The sequence below is a fragment of the Pseudomonas sp. NMS19W genome, from assembly GCF_051554255.1.
Taxonomy (GTDB): Bacteria; Pseudomonadota; Gammaproteobacteria; order Pseudomonadales; family Pseudomonadaceae; genus Aquipseudomonas; species Aquipseudomonas kribbensis.
Genome location: NZ_CP136718.1, coordinates 1,268,753 through 1,284,382, shown reverse-complemented (window position 1 = coordinate 1,284,382; position 15,630 = coordinate 1,268,753). Strand labels below are relative to the sequence as shown.

The window sequence follows — 15,630 nt, the reverse complement described above, 5'->3', positions numbered from 1 at the left end:
TTTTTCCTGATGAAGTTCAAGACGACTCTTTGCAATTCGAGCTGGATATCACGGGTAGTGAGATGAATGAAAAAGTTGCCCAGCTCTCAGAATCCAAACCTCTTAGCGAGGTCGAGCCGGGCGAGTTGTTGTTGAATCAAGATCAGATAGCCGCGCTAGAAAATCTTTTAAACGTCAGTTTCCCAAAGGACTTGGAGTACTTTGTGGGCACCCGTGCCGAATATTGATTCGTCAATTCGGAGGCATACAAAAAACCCCGACCAGTCACCTGATCGGGGTTTTTCTTTACCGCTAGTTCCCGCTTAGTGCGAAACGCGGCTGGTCCCGCCAACAGTCGAAATCCGTACGCGCTCACCGACGCGGAATACTTCGTTCTCCTGCACTTGCTGCACGTAGGCGCGCATGCTGCCGTCGTCTTCGCGCACGGTGATTTCAACACCTTGAGTACGGGTCAGGCCTTCTTCGGTGGCGGAACCGATCAGGCCGCCGGCCACGGCACCGATAACGGCTGCCACGATGCTGCCACGACCACCGCCGATGGCGCTGCCGCCGACACCGCCGACCACGGCACCGGCAGCGCCGCCGATCGGGGTCTTGGTGCCTTCGATTTTCACCGGACGCAGGGATTCGATGGTGCCCATGCGAATCGTCTGCACGCGACGCGCTTCGTCACGGGAGTAGGAGTCACCGGTCAGGCTCGATTGGCAGCCGGTAAGCAACATCGCCATCGTGGAAAAGGAAGCAACCAGCAGAACAGACTTACGCATAGGATCAACTCCAAAGGACAGGTATTCATTAAACTCCGCAGCTTGACGCCTGTCACGGCGCCGCCCGGATAAATTTGGTTTCATTCAGGCCCGGTACAGGGCTTCCACGAACTCACCCAACAGTAGCGCCAAAATACAGAGCTTGCGCCGCCGACCCCAAGGATTTTCATGGATTACTTCATCATTGTCGTCACAACCGTCGCCGGTTTGTACTTCCACTGGTGGTTGTACGTGCGGATCAAACGCTGGATGGACCGCGATCTGGCATTGTCGCTGGCCGGCAAGGATGAAGGCAAACGCGCCTACATGCTCGAACGGCTGGCGCAAGCCCGATCACAGAAGATCAGGCGTCGGGACCTGCCGAAGTGGCTTGAGGCCGCTGCGGGAGGCTATCCCGCTCGGTAGACTGCTTAAGGTGCCAGACGTTCAAGAATCCAGTCGGTGCCCTGCAAACGGTAGTTGAGGCGATCGTGCAGACGGCTCGCGCGGCCCTGCCAGAACTCGATGCGCTCCGGCAGCAAACGGTAACCGCCCCAGTGTTCCGGGCAGTCGGGCTGGGTGTCGGTGAAGCGTTGCTCGGTGGCCTTGAGCAAATCTTCCAGTTCCCCCGGCCGTTGATCACCCGGCTCTGCGGTGAAGCCCAAGCGCCCAGACGGCTGCCCAGCGGACGCACTTGATAGTAAGCGTTGGACTCTTGCGGCGTGACCTTCACCACCCGCCCTTCGATACGCACCTGGCGCTCCAGGGTCGGCCAGAAGAACGTCATGGCCGCGAACGGATTCGCGGCCAGATGCTGGCCCTTGGCACTTTCGTAGTTGGTGAAGAAGGTGAAGCCCTGCTCGTCCAGGCCCTTGAGCAGCAGAATGCGGCAGTGCGGGCGACCGTCCGCATCGACCGTGGCCAGGGTCATGGCGTTGGCCTCCACGGGCGCCTGCTCGGTTTTCACCGCGTCGGCGAACCACTGGTGGAACAGCGCAAAAGGCTCGGCCGGGGCTTGCGCCTCGGTCAGGCCGTCCCGGGTGTAATCACGACGCATATCTGCCAGAGCCTGGGTCATGGCGCATTCCTTTTCGTTAGCGGATCACTGTTTTGCCGCGTCGGTCGCCGCGACTTTCTTGTCGCTGGCGGCGGCTTTGGCTGGAGCGGTTTTCTTCGCCGGGGCCTTCTTCACTGGCGCCTTGGCAGCAGCCTTCTTGGCCGGTGCCTTTTTGGTGGCCGGGACAGCAGCTTTCTTCGCCGCAGGTGCCGGAGTTACAGGCTTGGCGACTGGCTTGACGTCCTGGGCAGCGACCATGGTCACCGGCTTCGGTGCCGGCATGTTGTACTTGCTCAGCAGCGCAACCATGGTGTTCTGCGGGGTCACCAGCAGTTCGACACGACGGTTCAGGGCACGGCCTTCAACGCTGTCGTTGGCCGCACGCGGGGCATCGGCGCCCATGCCGCGCAGCATCAGGCGATCGCGCTGCAAGCCACTGAGACGGAAGATTGCCGCCACCGACTGAGCACGTTCCTGGCTGAGTTTGGTGTTGTCTGCTGCGACACCGGCGTTGTCGCTGTGGCCCAGTACCAGGACCGCGGTTTTCGGGTCGGCTTCGAGGATCTTGGCGATATTGGTGAACGGGCTCAGGGTCACCGGCAACAGCATGGCCGGGCGTTTCGGGTTGAACGAGCCTTCAACCGGCGCGGTCACCACGAGGACGTTTTCACGGCGCTCGAATTGCAGGTTGCTGCCCTTGATCGCGTCACGCAGGCGTGGCTCGTAATCGTCGAGCCAGGCCTGGGTCACTTTCGGGTCAGGCATCGGCACGGCTTTGGCGGTGTCCTGAGACTTGCCGCCGAACGGCCACCACCACTTGCTGCCGGTGTCGGCATCCGCCTTGGCGACAACAGCAGGCGCGGCTTGCGGTTTGACTTCGGGCTTCACGTCGGCCTTGGCCTTGTCTGCCGAATCGTCGGAGCCGAACGGCCAGTACCAGTGGCTGCTGCTCTCGGTCTTGGCGACAGGGGCGGTAGCGGCGGGTTTCACCGGTGCTGGCGCTGGAGCCGGAGCCGGCTCCTTGGCCGCGACCTTGTCGGAGGAACCGAACGGCCACCAGCTGCCGCCATCGGCGTCATTCTTGGGAGTCTGAGCGCAACCGGTGATCGCGAAACACAGGGCCAGAGCGAGAGTTTGTTTGGACGACATTGGAAACCCACAAAAATTAGTAATGGACTATCAGAGGACTTTCGCCCGGATAAACAGACGCTTTGAATCGAAAAGCCGAATGAGGTTCCGGCCCTGGAACCTCCAGTAACGTTTTACAGACAAGTGGCAAGTACCCGCGCCAGCTTCTGCGCGCGCGGATCCATCAAGACGTACGGCCCCAGGGTATTTGTCACAAATCCGAAGGCCACATCGTGCTCCGGATCAGCAAAACCGATGGAACCGCCCGCCCCCGGATGCCCGAACGCCCTTGGACCGAGGCCATAGGTGGCGTTCGGCACATCAGGTTGATCGAGCATGCAACCGAGACCGAAACGGGTTCGCGTCAGCAAGGTCTTGTCCTCGCCGAGGCTGTGTTCCCGGGTCAGTTCGTCGAGCATTTCGCTTTCCAGCAGGCTGCCGTCGAGCAGACCGGCGTAGAACCCGGCGAGGCTGCGCGCATTGCCGTGGCCGTTGGCCGCCGGTTGCTGCATGCGCCGCCATTCCGGTTTGTTGGTGCTGGTGAGCACCGACGGCGGATTGGTGAAGGCACGGGTGGTCATGGCGGTTGGTTCACGCATCGTGACTTGCAGCAGGCGCTGGGCGGCGGCATCGCCGACATTGCCCTTGCCCCGTGCGATATGCGCGACGCGGTAAAACTCTTCGTCGGCCAGGCCGACATGGAAATCCAGCCCCAACGGTTTGGCGACTCGCGCCACAATGGACTCGCCTGGCCCACGGCCGTCGGCCCGACGCAGCAACTCGCCGATCAGCCAGCCGTACGTGATCGCGGCATAACCGTGACCGGTGCCCGGCGTCCACCATGGTGCTTCCGCCGCGAGGGCATCGACCATGGTCTGCCAGTCGTACAGTGCTTCAGGCGCCAGAAATTCGCGCAGGGCCGGCAAACCGGCCTGATGGCAAAGCAATTGGCGCAGGGTCACGGACTCCTTGCCGGCCGCCGCGAATTCCGGCCAGTAACGGGCGACCGGCGCATCGAGTTGCAACTTGCCTTCGGCCACCAGTTGCAGCGCGGTGACGGCGGTGAAGGTCTTGGTGCAGGAGAACAGGTTGGCGATGGTGTCGCTGTGCCAGGCTTCGCTGCCGTCCTTGTCGGCGGTGCCGGCCCAGAGGTCGAGGACGGTTTCCCCGCCGACCCGGATGCACAACGCGGCGCCACGTTCCTGGGGATCGTCGAACAGTGCCGCGAAGGCTTCGCGCACCGCTTCGAATTGAAGCTCGTAATGTCCCTGAATCTGCACCCGCAACTCCCCCGCGAAAACGCTCTACAAAGTGGCCCGCATTGTTCCAGCCCTTGAGGGTTTTGGGAACAGCGGCGGGCCGGGCGGTCCTGCCTTAATGACCGTTGCCGGAGTGCCCGCCGGTATGGCCGGCGCCCTGCCCCGGGCCTTTGCCGGCTTCGCCTTTGCGGCCGCCTTCGGTCTCGTGACCGGCCTTGTCTGCCGCCACAGCGGCTTTCTCGGCTTCTTTGCCGAGTTGATCAAGGGCCGCCAGATTGCTCTTGCGCACGGTTTCGACGAAACCCTGATACGGCAAGTCAGTCACGCCCACCAGACCGAAGTGACCGTTTTCGCCATCGAGCAGACGCCCGGTCACCGGTTGATCGAGGTACTGGAACCAGTGCACGCCGACAATCGACGGCTCGCTCAGCGCCTGCTTGAGGAAGTTGGCGTAGGCCGGGCCACGGTCTTCTTCCTTGTTCAACGGCGTCACGCCGCCCCAGAACGGGCCGCGATCGGTGGAGCCGAAGTTGAACTCGGTGATCAGCACCGGTTTGTCGAGGCTGCGCAGCGCGGCGAAGTCATAGCCGTCCTGCGGTTTCAGGGTGTACATGTTGAAGCTCAGCACGTCGCAATATTGCGCGCAGGAGGCCACGGCTTCCGGGGTGCTGATGGCGAAGCGGCCACCCAGCAGCAACTGGTTCGGCGCGTGCCATTTCAACGAGTCGGAAATGGTCTTGAAATAGGTGTCGGCGAAGACCTTCTGGAAGTATTTGAAGTCAGCCTCGATTTCCGGGTGTTCCGGATTCGGCAGCGGTGCTTCGAACCCCGGGTCTTCCATCAATTCCCACGCCGGCAGATCGATACCCCAGGCCTTCGACAGCCCCGCCTGGTTGCGGTACTTGTCGCGCAACTGCTTGAGGAACGCACGCTTGGCCGGTACGTCGGTGGTCATTTTCAATGTGCCGTAGGCCAGCGCGTAACGCGACTTCGGATCATCACCGGGACCGGCCCAGGCCAGTTCGTTATCGGCGAAGTAGCCGATCAGCCACGGATCATCGCGATGGTCGCGCGCGGCAATCGCCACGGCGCGCTCGGTGGCCATGGCGAAACGCGGATCGAACGGATCAGGCATGCCGCCCCACCAGTCATTGCCGGTGCTGATGCTGGTGTAATCGCCGACGATCGACAGCGGCAAGGTGTACGGCACGCGCTCGGCGTCGCCCAGCTGCGGTGCGCTCCAGTTGCCGACGGTATTGAAGCCCCACGCCTGCAAGCGGTCGAGGGTATGGCCGGTCCACTTCTGCTCGTCGATGGCGGCCTTGCATGGCGCAGCAGGCGCTTTCTCGGTGGCCGCCGGCGTCGCGCAAGGTTCGCCGTACAGGCGTTGCAGGTTGGCGCCATAGAAGTCGTACCAGCGTCCGTTGCCATAGCCACGACCCTGATCTGAACCGTTGCCGCCACGGTTGTCGCCTTCACCAAAGTGAACGGCCAGTGGCTCGTCGGGTTTCGGCAGAGACTCAAACATGTACTCGCGCCCGGCCACGTAGGTCTGGTTGACCTCGGGGCTGACGGTGTTCACGCCCAGGGAATAGAACGGATGGCCCTCCGGCGTCACCAGATACCAGCGACCGTCGAGTTTTTCGGTGCGGAAAAAGCCGCTAGCCTTGAACGTCGGGCCTTTGTTCAAGCCGCCGAACTTGTCCAGCGATGACTTCTCGCGCTCGGCCAGCCAGGTTTTCAGCTGTTGCTGTTCCCTGGCGGCAGCGGATTTCAGTTGTTCGTCATTGGCGACTTTTTCCGGCCATTTGCTGCGGGTCGACTGACCGTAGGCATCCACCAGATTGCCGTAGGCGGCTTTGATCACCTCGCCCTCGTCCTGCACGCCGAAGCGCTCCAGCAACAGACTTTGCGCGGCTTTCGGCTGGTCCATCGACAGGCTGACGGATACCACCTGACTGCGATCCAGCTCACCGCTGCTGCTGGCCAGCAGGATGCGCTGCCCGTCGATGGTCATCGGCATCAACGGTCCGGCCTTCATGCCCTGGCTCAGCGGCGAAGTGGCGGTCAACGGTACGAGCAAGGTCTGCGCCGGCCCGGCCGGCAGATCGACGCGGCTGACCAGGGTCTTGCCGTCGTTGCTCTGGATCTGTACGTAAACGGTCACCGCCCAGTTCATCGCGCTCTGAATGCGCAGGCTCATCATCCCGGACTGCGACCAGTCCCAGGCACCGGTCTGCGGCGTCAGGCGCAAGGTCGGGCGCGCCACCGGGTTGAAGGTCACCCGGCGCAGCACTTCGCCCTCGGGCGTCTGTTCGGCGTTGGCTTGTGGCAGGTCGGCGTTTTCGGTCGCCACTTTCACCACGTCGGCGGGGCGGACAAAGTTGAACAAGGTCTGCTGCCCGGCAGGTGCCGCCAGCAGAGGCGCAGCGAAAACCAGGGCAAAAAGGGCAGGCAACGAACGACGAATCATGAGAACGGATTTCTCCCTAACGACCAGCAATGGCCAATGGAAAAGCGATGGCGTAGAGATAGACAACGCGGCGGGCAAAACTGCCCACCGGTGTCTCAGGATATTTCACGACGGAAAGGAGGCAACGCATTGAGGATCGCCTTGCCGTAGCGCTGGGTGACCAGTCGCCGGTCCAGCAAGGTGATGGTGCCGCGGTCTTCTTCGGTACGCAGCAGGCGGCCACAGGCCTGAACCAGCTTCAGCGAGGCGTCGGGCACCGAGATTTCCATGAACGGGTTGCCGCCCCGGGCCTCGATCCATTCCGACAGCGCGGCTTCGACCGGATCGTCCGGTACCGAGAACGGAATCTTGGCAATCACCACGTGTTCGCAATAGGCCCCCGGCAAGTCCACCCCTTCGGCGAAACTGGCGAGACCGAACAGCACGCTGGAATCGCCGCCATCGACCCGCGCCTTGTGCTTGTTCAGGGTTTCCTGTTTCGACAGGTTGCCTTGAATGAACACTTGCTTGCGCCAGTCGCGGTCGAGACCGTCGAACACGTCCTGCATCTGTTTGCGCGACGAGAACAGCACCAGACTGCCGCGTGAGCCTTCGACCAGTTCCGGCAGATCGCGGATGATCGCGGCGGTGTGGGCGGCGGCATCACGCGGGTCGGCTTTCAGGTCCGGCACTCGCAATACACCGGCATCGGCATGATGAAACGGGCTCGGTACCACGGCGGTGACGGCTTTTTTCGGCAGGCCGGCGCGCATGCGGAAACGGTCGAACGTGCCGAGCGCGGTCAACGTCGCCGAGGTCACCAGACAGCCATAGGCCACGTTCCACAGACTGCGGCGCAAGGTTTCGGCGGCCAGGATCGGGCTGGCGTTGACCTCGATGTCGAACAGCGAACCGCTTTCGGCCAGGGTCAGCCAGCGGGCCATCGGCGGGCTCTCTTCCGGGTCTTCGGCGGTGAACGCGGTCCACAGCTCCCAGTTGCCGGAGGCACGGGACAACAGGCTGCCGAACAGTGGATACCATTCTTCGGCCTGGTTGCTGGCGATGCCGATGTTGACTTCGCCGTCCATGCCTTCCTTGAGCAGGTCGGTCAGGCGGGTGAACAGGTCATTGAGACGGGCGTAGCCTTTTTTCAGCTCGATGCCCATCTCGCGCATGTGCTCGGGAATCACCCCGCCGATGAAGCGATGGCGCGGGCGCTCGCGGCCTTCGACATCTTCGCCGGGCTTGAAGTCGGCGATCTGTTCGCAGGCGGTGAACATGAATTGCTGCTGGGTCTTGATCTCCCGCGCCAGCTCCGGCACCTGCTCGATCAACTTGCCGAGGTCCCCCGGCAGCGGATGCTGGGCCAGCAGTTTGGTGAGGTTCTTGGCGGTGGTTTCCAGCCAGTCGGCGGTGGAGCGCAGGCGCGTGTAGTGGGCGAAGTGGCCGATGGCCTTGTCCGGCAGGTGATGGCCTTCGTCGAACACGTAAATGGTGTCGCGCGGATCGGGCAACACTGCCCCGCCGCCCAGCGCCAGGTCGGCCAGCACCATGTCGTGGTTGGTGACGATCACGTCGACCTTGCCCATGCCTTCCCGGGCCTTGTAGAAGGCGCACTGGCCGAAGTTCGGGCAATGACGGTTGGTGCATTGGCTGTGATCGGTGGTCAGGCGCGCCCAGTCGGCGTCTTCCAGCGCGTTGGGCCAACTGTCGCGGTCGCCGTCCCATTTATTGCCGGCGAGCTTCTCGATCATGCTGGTGAACAGCTTCTGACTGGCCTCGTCGACCTCGATCTTGAAGCCTTCTTCTTCGAACAACTGCGCCGTGGCAGTCTGTGCGTGGCCTTCCTGCAGCAGCATGTCGAGCTTGGACAGGCACATGTAACGGCCACGGCCCTTGGCCAGGGCGAAGCTGAAGTTCAGCCCGCTGTTGCGCATCAGGTCGGGCAAATCCTTGTAGACGATCTGCTCTTGCAGGGCGACGGTGGCGGTGGCAATCACCAGGCGCTTGCCGGCCAGTTTCGCCGTGGGGATCGCGGCCAGGCTGTAGGCCACGGTCTTGCCGGTACCGGTGCCGGCTTCCACCGCGACAATCGCGGGGTCGCCACTGCGCCGGCCTTCGTCGTCGGTGTCGATATCCCCGAGGACCTTGGCGACTTCAGCGATCATCAGACGCTGGCCGTAACGCGGCTTGAGGCTCTTGGCCTCTAGAAAACGCGAATAGGCGCCCTGGATCGTGGTTTTGAGTTCAGTGCTGATCATGTGTTGTCGGGCGCAAAAACGCTGGATAAATTTTCAGTGGTTCGGTTCGGCGGCTATCATACCCCGCTAATCAGTCCCGCGCAGAACGGAGTACCCCAATGACACCTTTTAGCCTCGTTTACCCCCTGCATGTCCTCGCAGCCCTGGTGTGGGTCGGCGGCATGTTTTTCGCCTGGATGGTGCTGCGCCCCGCGGCAGTGAGGGCTTTGGACGGCCCCGGACGGCTGACCCTGTGGGTGGAAGTGTTTCAAGGTTTTTTCCGCTGGGTGTGGGGTGCGGTAATTCTGCTGCCGGTGACCGGGGTCGGCATGTTGCATCTGCAGCACATCGGCTTCGAGACAGCGCCGAAGTACGTGCAGGTGATGATGGGGTTGTACGTGGTGATGACCGCGCTGTTCATCCGGGTTCAGGGTTTGATGCTGCCGGAGCTGCGCACGGCGGTCGAAGCGAAGGATTGGCCGACAGGTGCGGCGGTGCTGGGACGGATTCGTCGGGTGGTGGGGATCAATTTGCTGGTCGGCGTGCTGCTGGTGGCGATTGCGGCGGCGCGACCTTCGTTCTGATGGGGTGCTGATCGTTCCCGCAGCGCGGGAACGATCATTTAGAAATTCGCTTACAGGCGCTGAACCGTAACCGAACCCGCCGCACCAGCCGGCCCCGGCTGACCGTCAGCCCCCGGCTTGCCGCTCTTGCCGCCATCGGCGCGATACACCAGGCAGCCCTTGGACTTGCCACCGGCGCCCGGTTTGCCACCCGGGCCTGCCGCCCCGCCGGCACCACCGGTCACGTCGACCTTGATCAGCTCCGCCGGAAACTCCCGTGGCACTTCCAGCCGCACCAATGCGCCCGGCGCACCAGGCTGGCCGTTGCTGCCATCACTGCCGTCGAAGCCATGCCCGGCCTGGCCCCAGGTGCAGCCCGGTTCCTGACCGTTGGCCCCGTCGAGCCCGACAAAGCCCGGCGCACCGGTGCCGCCACGGGCATCGACAATCAGCCGTGGAGCCTCCAGCGCCTTGAATTGCAGGTTCAGGTTACGCCCGGCGCGAGCCGCTTTTTCATAAGTGCCCGGTGCGCCGTGGGCCGTGATGCGGCTCCCGTCGGCAAACCGGGCGCGGATGACTTTCATGTCCAGCGCCTGTTCGCCCGGCACGATGGCAATGCGCGCCTCATGGCCCAGCTGCAATTCGCCGACGCTCAGCTCGGTCACGTTCGAGGGCACCAGCAAGGTGCCGTAATCGGCGACCACCAGTTTTTCCAGCTGCAACGTGCTGGCCGTGTTGGGCAGACGCATCAGGGAGTTGGCTTCGACACTGACCACCTGGGCGCAGGCCAGGGGACTGATGAATGCAGCGAGCAGGCAGAGTTTACGCATGGGAAGCCTCCGGAGCGGCCGGGGCCGGGATGGTTTGCAGGTGGAAAACGCCGAACAGCAGGACACGGCCACGATCACGCCATGGGTGCGGCCGCCCCTTGAGGCTGGCGTTGCACAGCAGCACTTCAAGGAGGTGGATGGCCAGCAGCAGGATGCCAGCCAGATTGACCAGCAGATGCAACGGATGAACAAACGGCACCAGCTGATTGGCCAGTACCACGCAGCAGAACACCAGGGTCAATAATCGCCCCAGTCCACAGAACCCCTTCATACGCTCCCCCGTGTTGCAAATTATTCTTTGGGCGCACAGTAACGGCTTCCGTACGGGATAAGCCAGAGGGGCAAATAAAAAAGTTCCGGGCACTCGTCGGATGGCTGCCGGTTCGACGATGATCGTCGACCGACAGCTCTAGCCTGCGGACTACAGAAGATTCCTAGCGATTGATGTGCAGTTCCACGCGACGGTTTTGCGCGCGCCCTTCTTCGGTCTCGTTGTCGGCGATCGGTTCGCGCTCGCCGCGCCCTTCACTGGTGAGTTTTTCCGGCGCCAGCCCCTGGCTCAACAGATAGGCCGCCACGCTGCTCGCGCGACGTTCCGACAAAGCCTGGTTGTAGGCATCGGTGCCCTTGCTGTCGGTGTGACCGATGACCTTGATGCTCACCACGTCGGCATTGCGCAGTTTGTCCATCAGCGCATCGAGCTGGCTTTTCGCGGCCGGAGTCAGGTCGGACTTGTCGAACGCGAACAGCACGTTGCCGGCATCGCTCAGGGTGATGACTTCGGATTGCGGAGCCGGCTCGGCCGGTTTCTCGGTGACCGGGTATTGCGGCAGCGGACAGCCGCGATGATCGACCGGTGTGTTCGGTGGAGTGTCAGGGCAACGGTCGCGGCGGTCGAACACGCCATCGCCGTCTTCGTCGCCATCCTGGGCATAACAGATCAGCCCGCCGGTAAGGATACCCAGTGCCGCACCTCCGGCGGCCCAGCCACCGTTTTCAATGGCGCCGAGACCGCCGCCGACCAGTCCGCCGATGACGCTGCAGATCGGCCAGGTACGTTGATTGAGGGGGCAGTGCCATCGCTGTGGGTAGCGCAGCCGGTCAACAGGCTGCCTGCCAGCAGCACCGGTAAGACGGACCGTGAGAGAACACTCATATGAAAGCTCCTGTGTCACCGGCCCATACCGGTTACACAGGAGTAAAGACCCGCATCCGCGACTGCACAAGCCGCGGATGCGAGGGCGTCAACGCTCGATTTTGATTTCCGTGCGACGGTTCAGCGCACGGCCATCGGCGGTTTTGTTGTCCGCCACTGGCTGGCTCTCACCGGCACCGGTCACCGAAACGAAGCTGGAACGTGGCACACCATCATGGATCAGGTATTCCACCACCGAGTGCGCGCGACGATCCGACAGTTTCTTGTTGTAGGCATCACTGCCCACGCTGTCGGTATGACCGGTCACGGTCAGTCGCGCGGTGCTCGACTCCTGCTTCAGGCGCGTGGCGACCTTGTCGAGAACCAGCTTGTCGGAAGGCGTCAGGGTGGCCTTGTCGAACTGGAAGTGCACATCGCGGATGACGATGGTTTCTTCCTTGACCACTACAGCTTCTTCAACCACGGGTGCAGGGGCCGGGAATGGGCAGCCGTCTGCGTCGACCTTGGTACCGCGAGGCGTGTGCGGGCACTTGTCGCGACTGTCCGGCACACCGTCGCCGTCTTCATCGCCATCACCGTGCACCCAGCAATAGGCTGCCGCCGTACCGCCAACGAGTAATGCGCCATAGCCTGCCCATGCAGAGCTTTCCGTCGCGCCAAGACCCGCACCGACGACACCACCGACTGCCGCACAGGTCGGCCAGTCGGTTTTCTGCAAACCTGCGCAACCAGTCAACACACTGGTTAGCAGAACCAAGGGTAATGCTGTCCGAACTATGCTCATCTAGTTTTCTCCTGAGGGATCGGCTTAGAACCGATTCAGGGAGTAAAGACCGGAGTTTTAATCTCCGCCAGCAATAGGCCACTGCTGTTTGCGCGCGTGTTCACAGGACTTCGAGGCATTTGCCGCAAACCCGCAGAACAGAGATCTAGGCCTCGACGCTCGGGCAGGCTAGTCTTGGCGATCTGATTGAGGAGCTTCGATGAACGTCGCGATTTCTTCCCGCACGCCACAGCAGGCACTGGCCGCTCTGCTCGACCGCTACGCCCCGGCACGTCTGCTGCTGATCGGCGCCAGCGAATTTCCGGCACTGGCCGCTTTCAAGGATGCGCACCCGGACACTTGCGTTGCTCACGCAGCGCCCGGTGCCTTGCCCGCAGACCTCGCTGCACAACGCTTCGATCTGGCGCTGGTGGTCGATTGCCTGGAACATTTGCCCAAGCGTGATGGCCTGAATCTGCTCGGCGGGATTCGCAACCTCAACGCCAGCCGCATCGCCGTGCTGGCCGATCTGCCGGCCAGCGGCTGGCAGGAAACCGATTTCTATTCCCTGGCTCTGCAAGCCAGCGAACGCTTCGCCCGGGATGAGCAGGTGCTGACCCTGTTCACCTATGATCTGCTTGACTACAAACAAGTCCCCGACTGGCTCAACTCTCGGTTCTGGGCCAATCCGGAAAACTTCGGGAAATACTGGTGGTAATGCAATGAGTACAGCCATTTGCCCCTGCGGCAGCGGCAACCTGCTGGATGCCTGCTGCGGCCATTATCACGCCGGCCATCCGGCACCGTGCGCCGAAGCCCTGATGCGTTCGCGCTACAGCGCCTACGTGCTGGGCCTGATTGATTATCTGGTGGCGACCACCCTGCCCGCTCAGCAGGCCGGGCTCGATCGCCAGTCGATCAGCAACTGGAGTGCATCGAGCACCTGGCTAGGCCTCAACGTCGAGAGTTCGGAGGTCTTCGGCGGCCAGCCGGAACACGCCTTCGTCACCTTCACCGCGCGCTGGCACGACAGTCAGGGTGAGCACAGTCACCGCGAGCGCTCCTCGTTCGTGCAGAACGGCGGACGCTGGTACTTCATCGATCCGACGGTGCAGCTCAAGCTTGGGCGCAACGACAGCTGCCCTTGCGCCAGCGGGCAGAAGTTCAAGAAGTGTTGCGCGGGCTATTTCGGCGCGTGAGGTGAGTGGCGACTAGACTGGGCGCAAAAGGGAGTTCTGCGATGGTCGGTCAATGGCACACATTCAAAGCCTTCACGCTGCTGCTGTTTCTGGGGCTCGGCGGCTGTGCCTCATGGTTCGCCGACGACACCCTCGACCCCGCCGTGCACCTGGTGAAAGTCGAAGTGGTGCGCGCCAAGTTGCTCGAACAGAAATTCATCCTGCACTTTCGCATCGACAACCCCAACGACAGCGAGCTGACCGTGCGCGGCCTGGAATACCGCGTGCACCTGGCGGACATGCTGCTGGCCGAAGGCGAGCATGAGCACTGGATCACCGTCGGTGCCAAAAGCAGTGCTTTCTATAAGGTGCCGATCCGCACCAACCTGTGGCCGAAGGTCAAGGACGTGGTGAAAATGCTGAAGAATCCGCACCAGCAGGTTCCCTACCGACTGCAAGGCGAGATGGAAACCGGTTTATTCATCGCCCACTACGTGCACCTGGAGCGCAATGGCGTGATAATCCCCGCCGATTTGATTACGGAGTGACCCCGATGACCCAGCAACCTCATGTCCATGGCCCAGACTGCAACCACGATCATGACCATCACCACCATGATCACGACCATGGCCATGTCCACGGCCCGAACTGCGGCCACGCTCACCAGGAACCGGTGCGCAACGCCTTGAAAGACGTCGGCCGCAACGACCCTTGCCCATGCGGCAACGGCAAGAAATTCAAGAAGTGCCACGGCGCTTGATGTTTCGGGCGGACATTCGTTTCGCCCGTTAGATCGCTATCGCGAGTCTGCTCGCGATAGCACCCTCCTCCGCAGCTTTCAGCCTGCCGCCAGAACCCGCTGGGTACCGACCACCGTCGCATACTCCCCATCCAGATTCCCCAGCGACATGGCATGCACCTCTTCAGCCGTACGCAACGTACCGAAGTAATCAGCCTTGTCGAAGGTAAAGCACGCGTCCTCCGCCACCCACGCCTCGAACCCCAGATTGCCCGCCGTGCGCGCCGTGGACTCCACCGAATTGTTGGTGGCAACGCCGACGATGACCAATTGCCCGATCCCGGCTTCACGCAACTTCACTTCAAGCTTTGTTGCACAAAACGCGTCCGGCACCTGTTTATGGATGAGCCATTCGCGATCCTGCGGCAAGAACCTTTCCTGAAACTCCACCCCGGACTGCTCGGGCCAGAACACCGAATCCGGCGAGCGCGACAGGTGCTGCACGTGAATCACCGGCCGCCCGCTACGCCGCCAAAAGTCCAGCAGATCGAGGATCCGTTGTTCGGCCAACGGATTATTCCGCCGGCCAAGACGCGGCTCCAGAATGCCCTTTTGCTGGTCGATGATGATCAGTGCAGCGTTTGCCTGAAGCTCCATGGCGATTTTTCTCACGCGCGGTCATTGAATTTCCCGTACTTGAGCATCACCTCCTGTCACTAAGCAAGCTATCGAACGCACACAGGACAACCTGAAGCCGGCGTTTGCTGTCCGTACCCTTCCTGATTTGGAGCTTTCCATGATCGACCTGTATTACTGGACCACGCCCAACGGCCACAAGATTTCCCTGTTCCTCGAAGAGGCCGGCCTGCGCTACAACGTGCACCCGATCAACATCAGCCAGGGCGAGCAGTTCCAGCCGCACTTCCTGAAGATCGCGCCGAACAATCGCATCCCGGCCATCGTCGATCATGAGCCGGCCGATGGCGGCGAGCCGTTGTCGCTGTTCGAGTCCGGGGCGATTCTGCTGTACCTCGCGGAAAAGACCGGGAAGTTCCTGCCCAAGGATCTGCGTGGCCGTCAGGTGGCGCTGCAATGGCTGTTCTGGCAGATGGGCGGGCTGGGGCCGATGGCCGGGCAAAACCATCATTTCAGCCAGTTCGCCCCGGAAAAAATCCCCTACGCGATCAAGCGCTACATCGATGAAACCGCACGTTTGTACGGCGTTCTGGACAAGCAACTGGCCAACAATGAGTTCGTCGCCGGCAGCGAATACAGCATCGCGGACATGGCGATCTACCCGTGGATCGTCTCCCACAAATGGCAGAGCCAGAACCTCGAAGACTTCCCGAATGTGCTGCGCTGGTTCAACCACATCAAGGATCGCCCGGCGACCGTGAAGGCCTACGCGCTGGTGCAGAAGATCAATCCGCCGAAGGCTTGAGTCACCCGGCCCGATCGTTCCCGTTCGCGGGAACGATCAACGGGAAGAAATAACCGCTCGCCCCGCTTGCGCGGCCCC

17 protein-coding genes and 2 pseudogenes are annotated in these 15,630 nt (G+C 62.1%); 8 read left to right on the top strand and 11 right to left on the bottom strand.

The genetic code is table 11. From position 1 onward, the window contains the following. Positions 1-29 precede the first annotated feature (29 nt). A complete protein-coding gene (locus R1A29_RS05775) occupies positions 30-227 on the top strand; it encodes a pyocin S6 family toxin immunity protein (RefSeq protein ID WP_438300892.1) in 198 nt (65 codons plus the stop codon). 75 nt (positions 228-302) lie between these two features. Here the strand turns inward: R1A29_RS05775 and R1A29_RS05770 are convergent, their stop codons facing one another. Next, entirely contained in the window at positions 303-767 is a 465-nt protein-coding gene (locus tag R1A29_RS05770) for a glycine zipper 2TM domain-containing protein (RefSeq protein WP_024776354.1), read from the bottom strand. A gap of 168 nt (positions 768-935) precedes the next feature. On the opposite strand from R1A29_RS05770, the gene R1A29_RS05765 reads away from it, so the two are divergent. Continuing rightward, positions 936-1,172: a hypothetical protein gene (locus R1A29_RS05765; protein ID WP_438300891.1), complete on the top strand. Its 237-nt coding sequence runs from the start codon at positions 936-938 to the stop codon at positions 1,170-1,172. 5 nt (positions 1,173-1,177) lie between these two features. On the opposite strand, the pseudogene pdxH reads toward R1A29_RS05765, so the two are convergent. From pdxH to dinG, 5 genes and pseudogenes are all read right to left on the bottom strand, one after another. Then, a pseudogene (pdxH, locus tag R1A29_RS05760) lies at positions 1,178-1,824 on the bottom strand (pyridoxamine 5'-phosphate oxidase). A gap of 24 nt (positions 1,825-1,848) precedes the next feature. Next, the gene (locus R1A29_RS05755) at positions 1,849-2,952 is read right to left on the bottom strand and encodes an OmpA family protein (protein ID WP_438300890.1); all 1,104 of its coding nucleotides are present in this window, start codon (positions 2,950-2,952) and stop codon (positions 1,849-1,851) included. 113 nt (positions 2,953-3,065) lie between these two features. Next, on the bottom strand, positions 3,066-4,211 hold the full coding sequence (locus tag R1A29_RS05750) for a serine hydrolase domain-containing protein (protein ID WP_438300889.1): 1,146 nt from the start codon (positions 4,209-4,211) through the stop codon (positions 3,066-3,068). Positions 4,212-4,305: 94 nt separating this feature from the next. Further along, positions 4,306-6,663: a beta-agarase gene (locus R1A29_RS05745; RefSeq protein ID WP_438300888.1), complete on the bottom strand. Its 2,358-nt coding sequence runs from the start codon at positions 6,661-6,663 to the stop codon at positions 4,306-4,308. A 95-nt stretch (positions 6,664-6,758) separates the two neighbouring features. After that, positions 6,759-8,903: an ATP-dependent DNA helicase DinG gene (gene dinG / locus R1A29_RS05740; protein WP_114881706.1), complete on the bottom strand. Its 2,145-nt coding sequence runs from the start codon at positions 8,901-8,903 to the stop codon at positions 6,759-6,761. A 98-nt stretch (positions 8,904-9,001) separates the two neighbouring features. Between dinG and R1A29_RS05735 the strand changes: the two genes are divergently transcribed. Further along, a complete protein-coding gene (locus R1A29_RS05735; RefSeq protein ID WP_438300887.1) occupies positions 9,002-9,466 on the top strand; it encodes a CopD family protein in 465 nt (154 codons plus the stop codon). A gap of 50 nt (positions 9,467-9,516) precedes the next feature. Here the strand turns inward: R1A29_RS05735 and R1A29_RS05730 are convergent, their stop codons facing one another. From R1A29_RS05730 to R1A29_RS05715, 4 genes and pseudogenes are all read right to left on the bottom strand, one after another. Next, on the bottom strand, positions 9,517-10,275 hold the full coding sequence (locus R1A29_RS05730) for a collagen-like protein (RefSeq protein ID WP_438300886.1): 759 nt from the start codon (positions 10,273-10,275) through the stop codon (positions 9,517-9,519). Further along, entirely contained in the window at positions 10,268-10,546 is a 279-nt protein-coding gene (locus R1A29_RS05725) for a DUF1145 domain-containing protein (protein ID WP_438300885.1), read from the bottom strand. The genes R1A29_RS05730 and R1A29_RS05725 overlap by 8 nt, the downstream gene beginning before the upstream one ends. Positions 10,547-10,709: 163 nt before the next feature. Then, positions 10,710-11,431 (bottom strand): annotated as a pseudogene (locus R1A29_RS05720) (OmpA family protein). 88 nt (positions 11,432-11,519) lie between these two features. Further along, on the bottom strand, positions 11,520-12,215 hold the full coding sequence (locus tag R1A29_RS05715; RefSeq protein ID WP_085712933.1) for an OmpA family protein: 696 nt from the start codon (positions 12,213-12,215) through the stop codon (positions 11,520-11,522). 199 nt (positions 12,216-12,414) lie between these two features. Here R1A29_RS05715 and R1A29_RS05710 point away from each other — a divergent pair, with 199 nt between their 5' ends. From R1A29_RS05710 to R1A29_RS05695, 4 genes are read left to right on the top strand one after another with little or no spacing between them, the layout of a single operon-like run. After that, entirely contained in the window at positions 12,415-12,912 is a 498-nt protein-coding gene (locus R1A29_RS05710) for a DUF6231 family protein (protein ID WP_065261926.1), read from the top strand. Positions 12,913-12,916: 4 nt separating this feature from the next. Beyond that, positions 12,917-13,393 (top strand): YchJ family protein, encoded by a 477-nt coding sequence (locus R1A29_RS05705; RefSeq protein ID WP_085712932.1) that lies wholly within the window; start codon positions 12,917-12,919, stop codon positions 13,391-13,393. A 41-nt stretch (positions 13,394-13,434) separates the two neighbouring features. After that, on the top strand, positions 13,435-13,920 hold the full coding sequence (locus R1A29_RS05700; RefSeq protein ID WP_085712931.1) for an LEA type 2 family protein: 486 nt from the start codon (positions 13,435-13,437) through the stop codon (positions 13,918-13,920). A gap of 5 nt (positions 13,921-13,925) precedes the next feature. Next, the gene (locus tag R1A29_RS05695) at positions 13,926-14,132 is read left to right on the top strand and encodes an SEC-C metal-binding domain-containing protein (RefSeq protein WP_007955014.1); all 207 of its coding nucleotides are present in this window, start codon (positions 13,926-13,928) and stop codon (positions 14,130-14,132) included. 78 nt (positions 14,133-14,210) lie between these two features. Here the strand turns inward: R1A29_RS05695 and R1A29_RS05690 are convergent, their stop codons facing one another. Next, entirely contained in the window at positions 14,211-14,768 is a 558-nt protein-coding gene (locus R1A29_RS05690; protein ID WP_438300883.1) for a cysteine hydrolase family protein, read from the bottom strand. A 139-nt stretch (positions 14,769-14,907) separates the two neighbouring features. Between R1A29_RS05690 and R1A29_RS05685 the strand changes: the two genes are divergently transcribed. Then, positions 14,908-15,552 (top strand): glutathione binding-like protein, encoded by a 645-nt coding sequence (locus tag R1A29_RS05685; RefSeq protein WP_119427228.1) that lies wholly within the window; start codon positions 14,908-14,910, stop codon positions 15,550-15,552. Positions 15,553-15,630 lie beyond the last annotated feature (78 nt).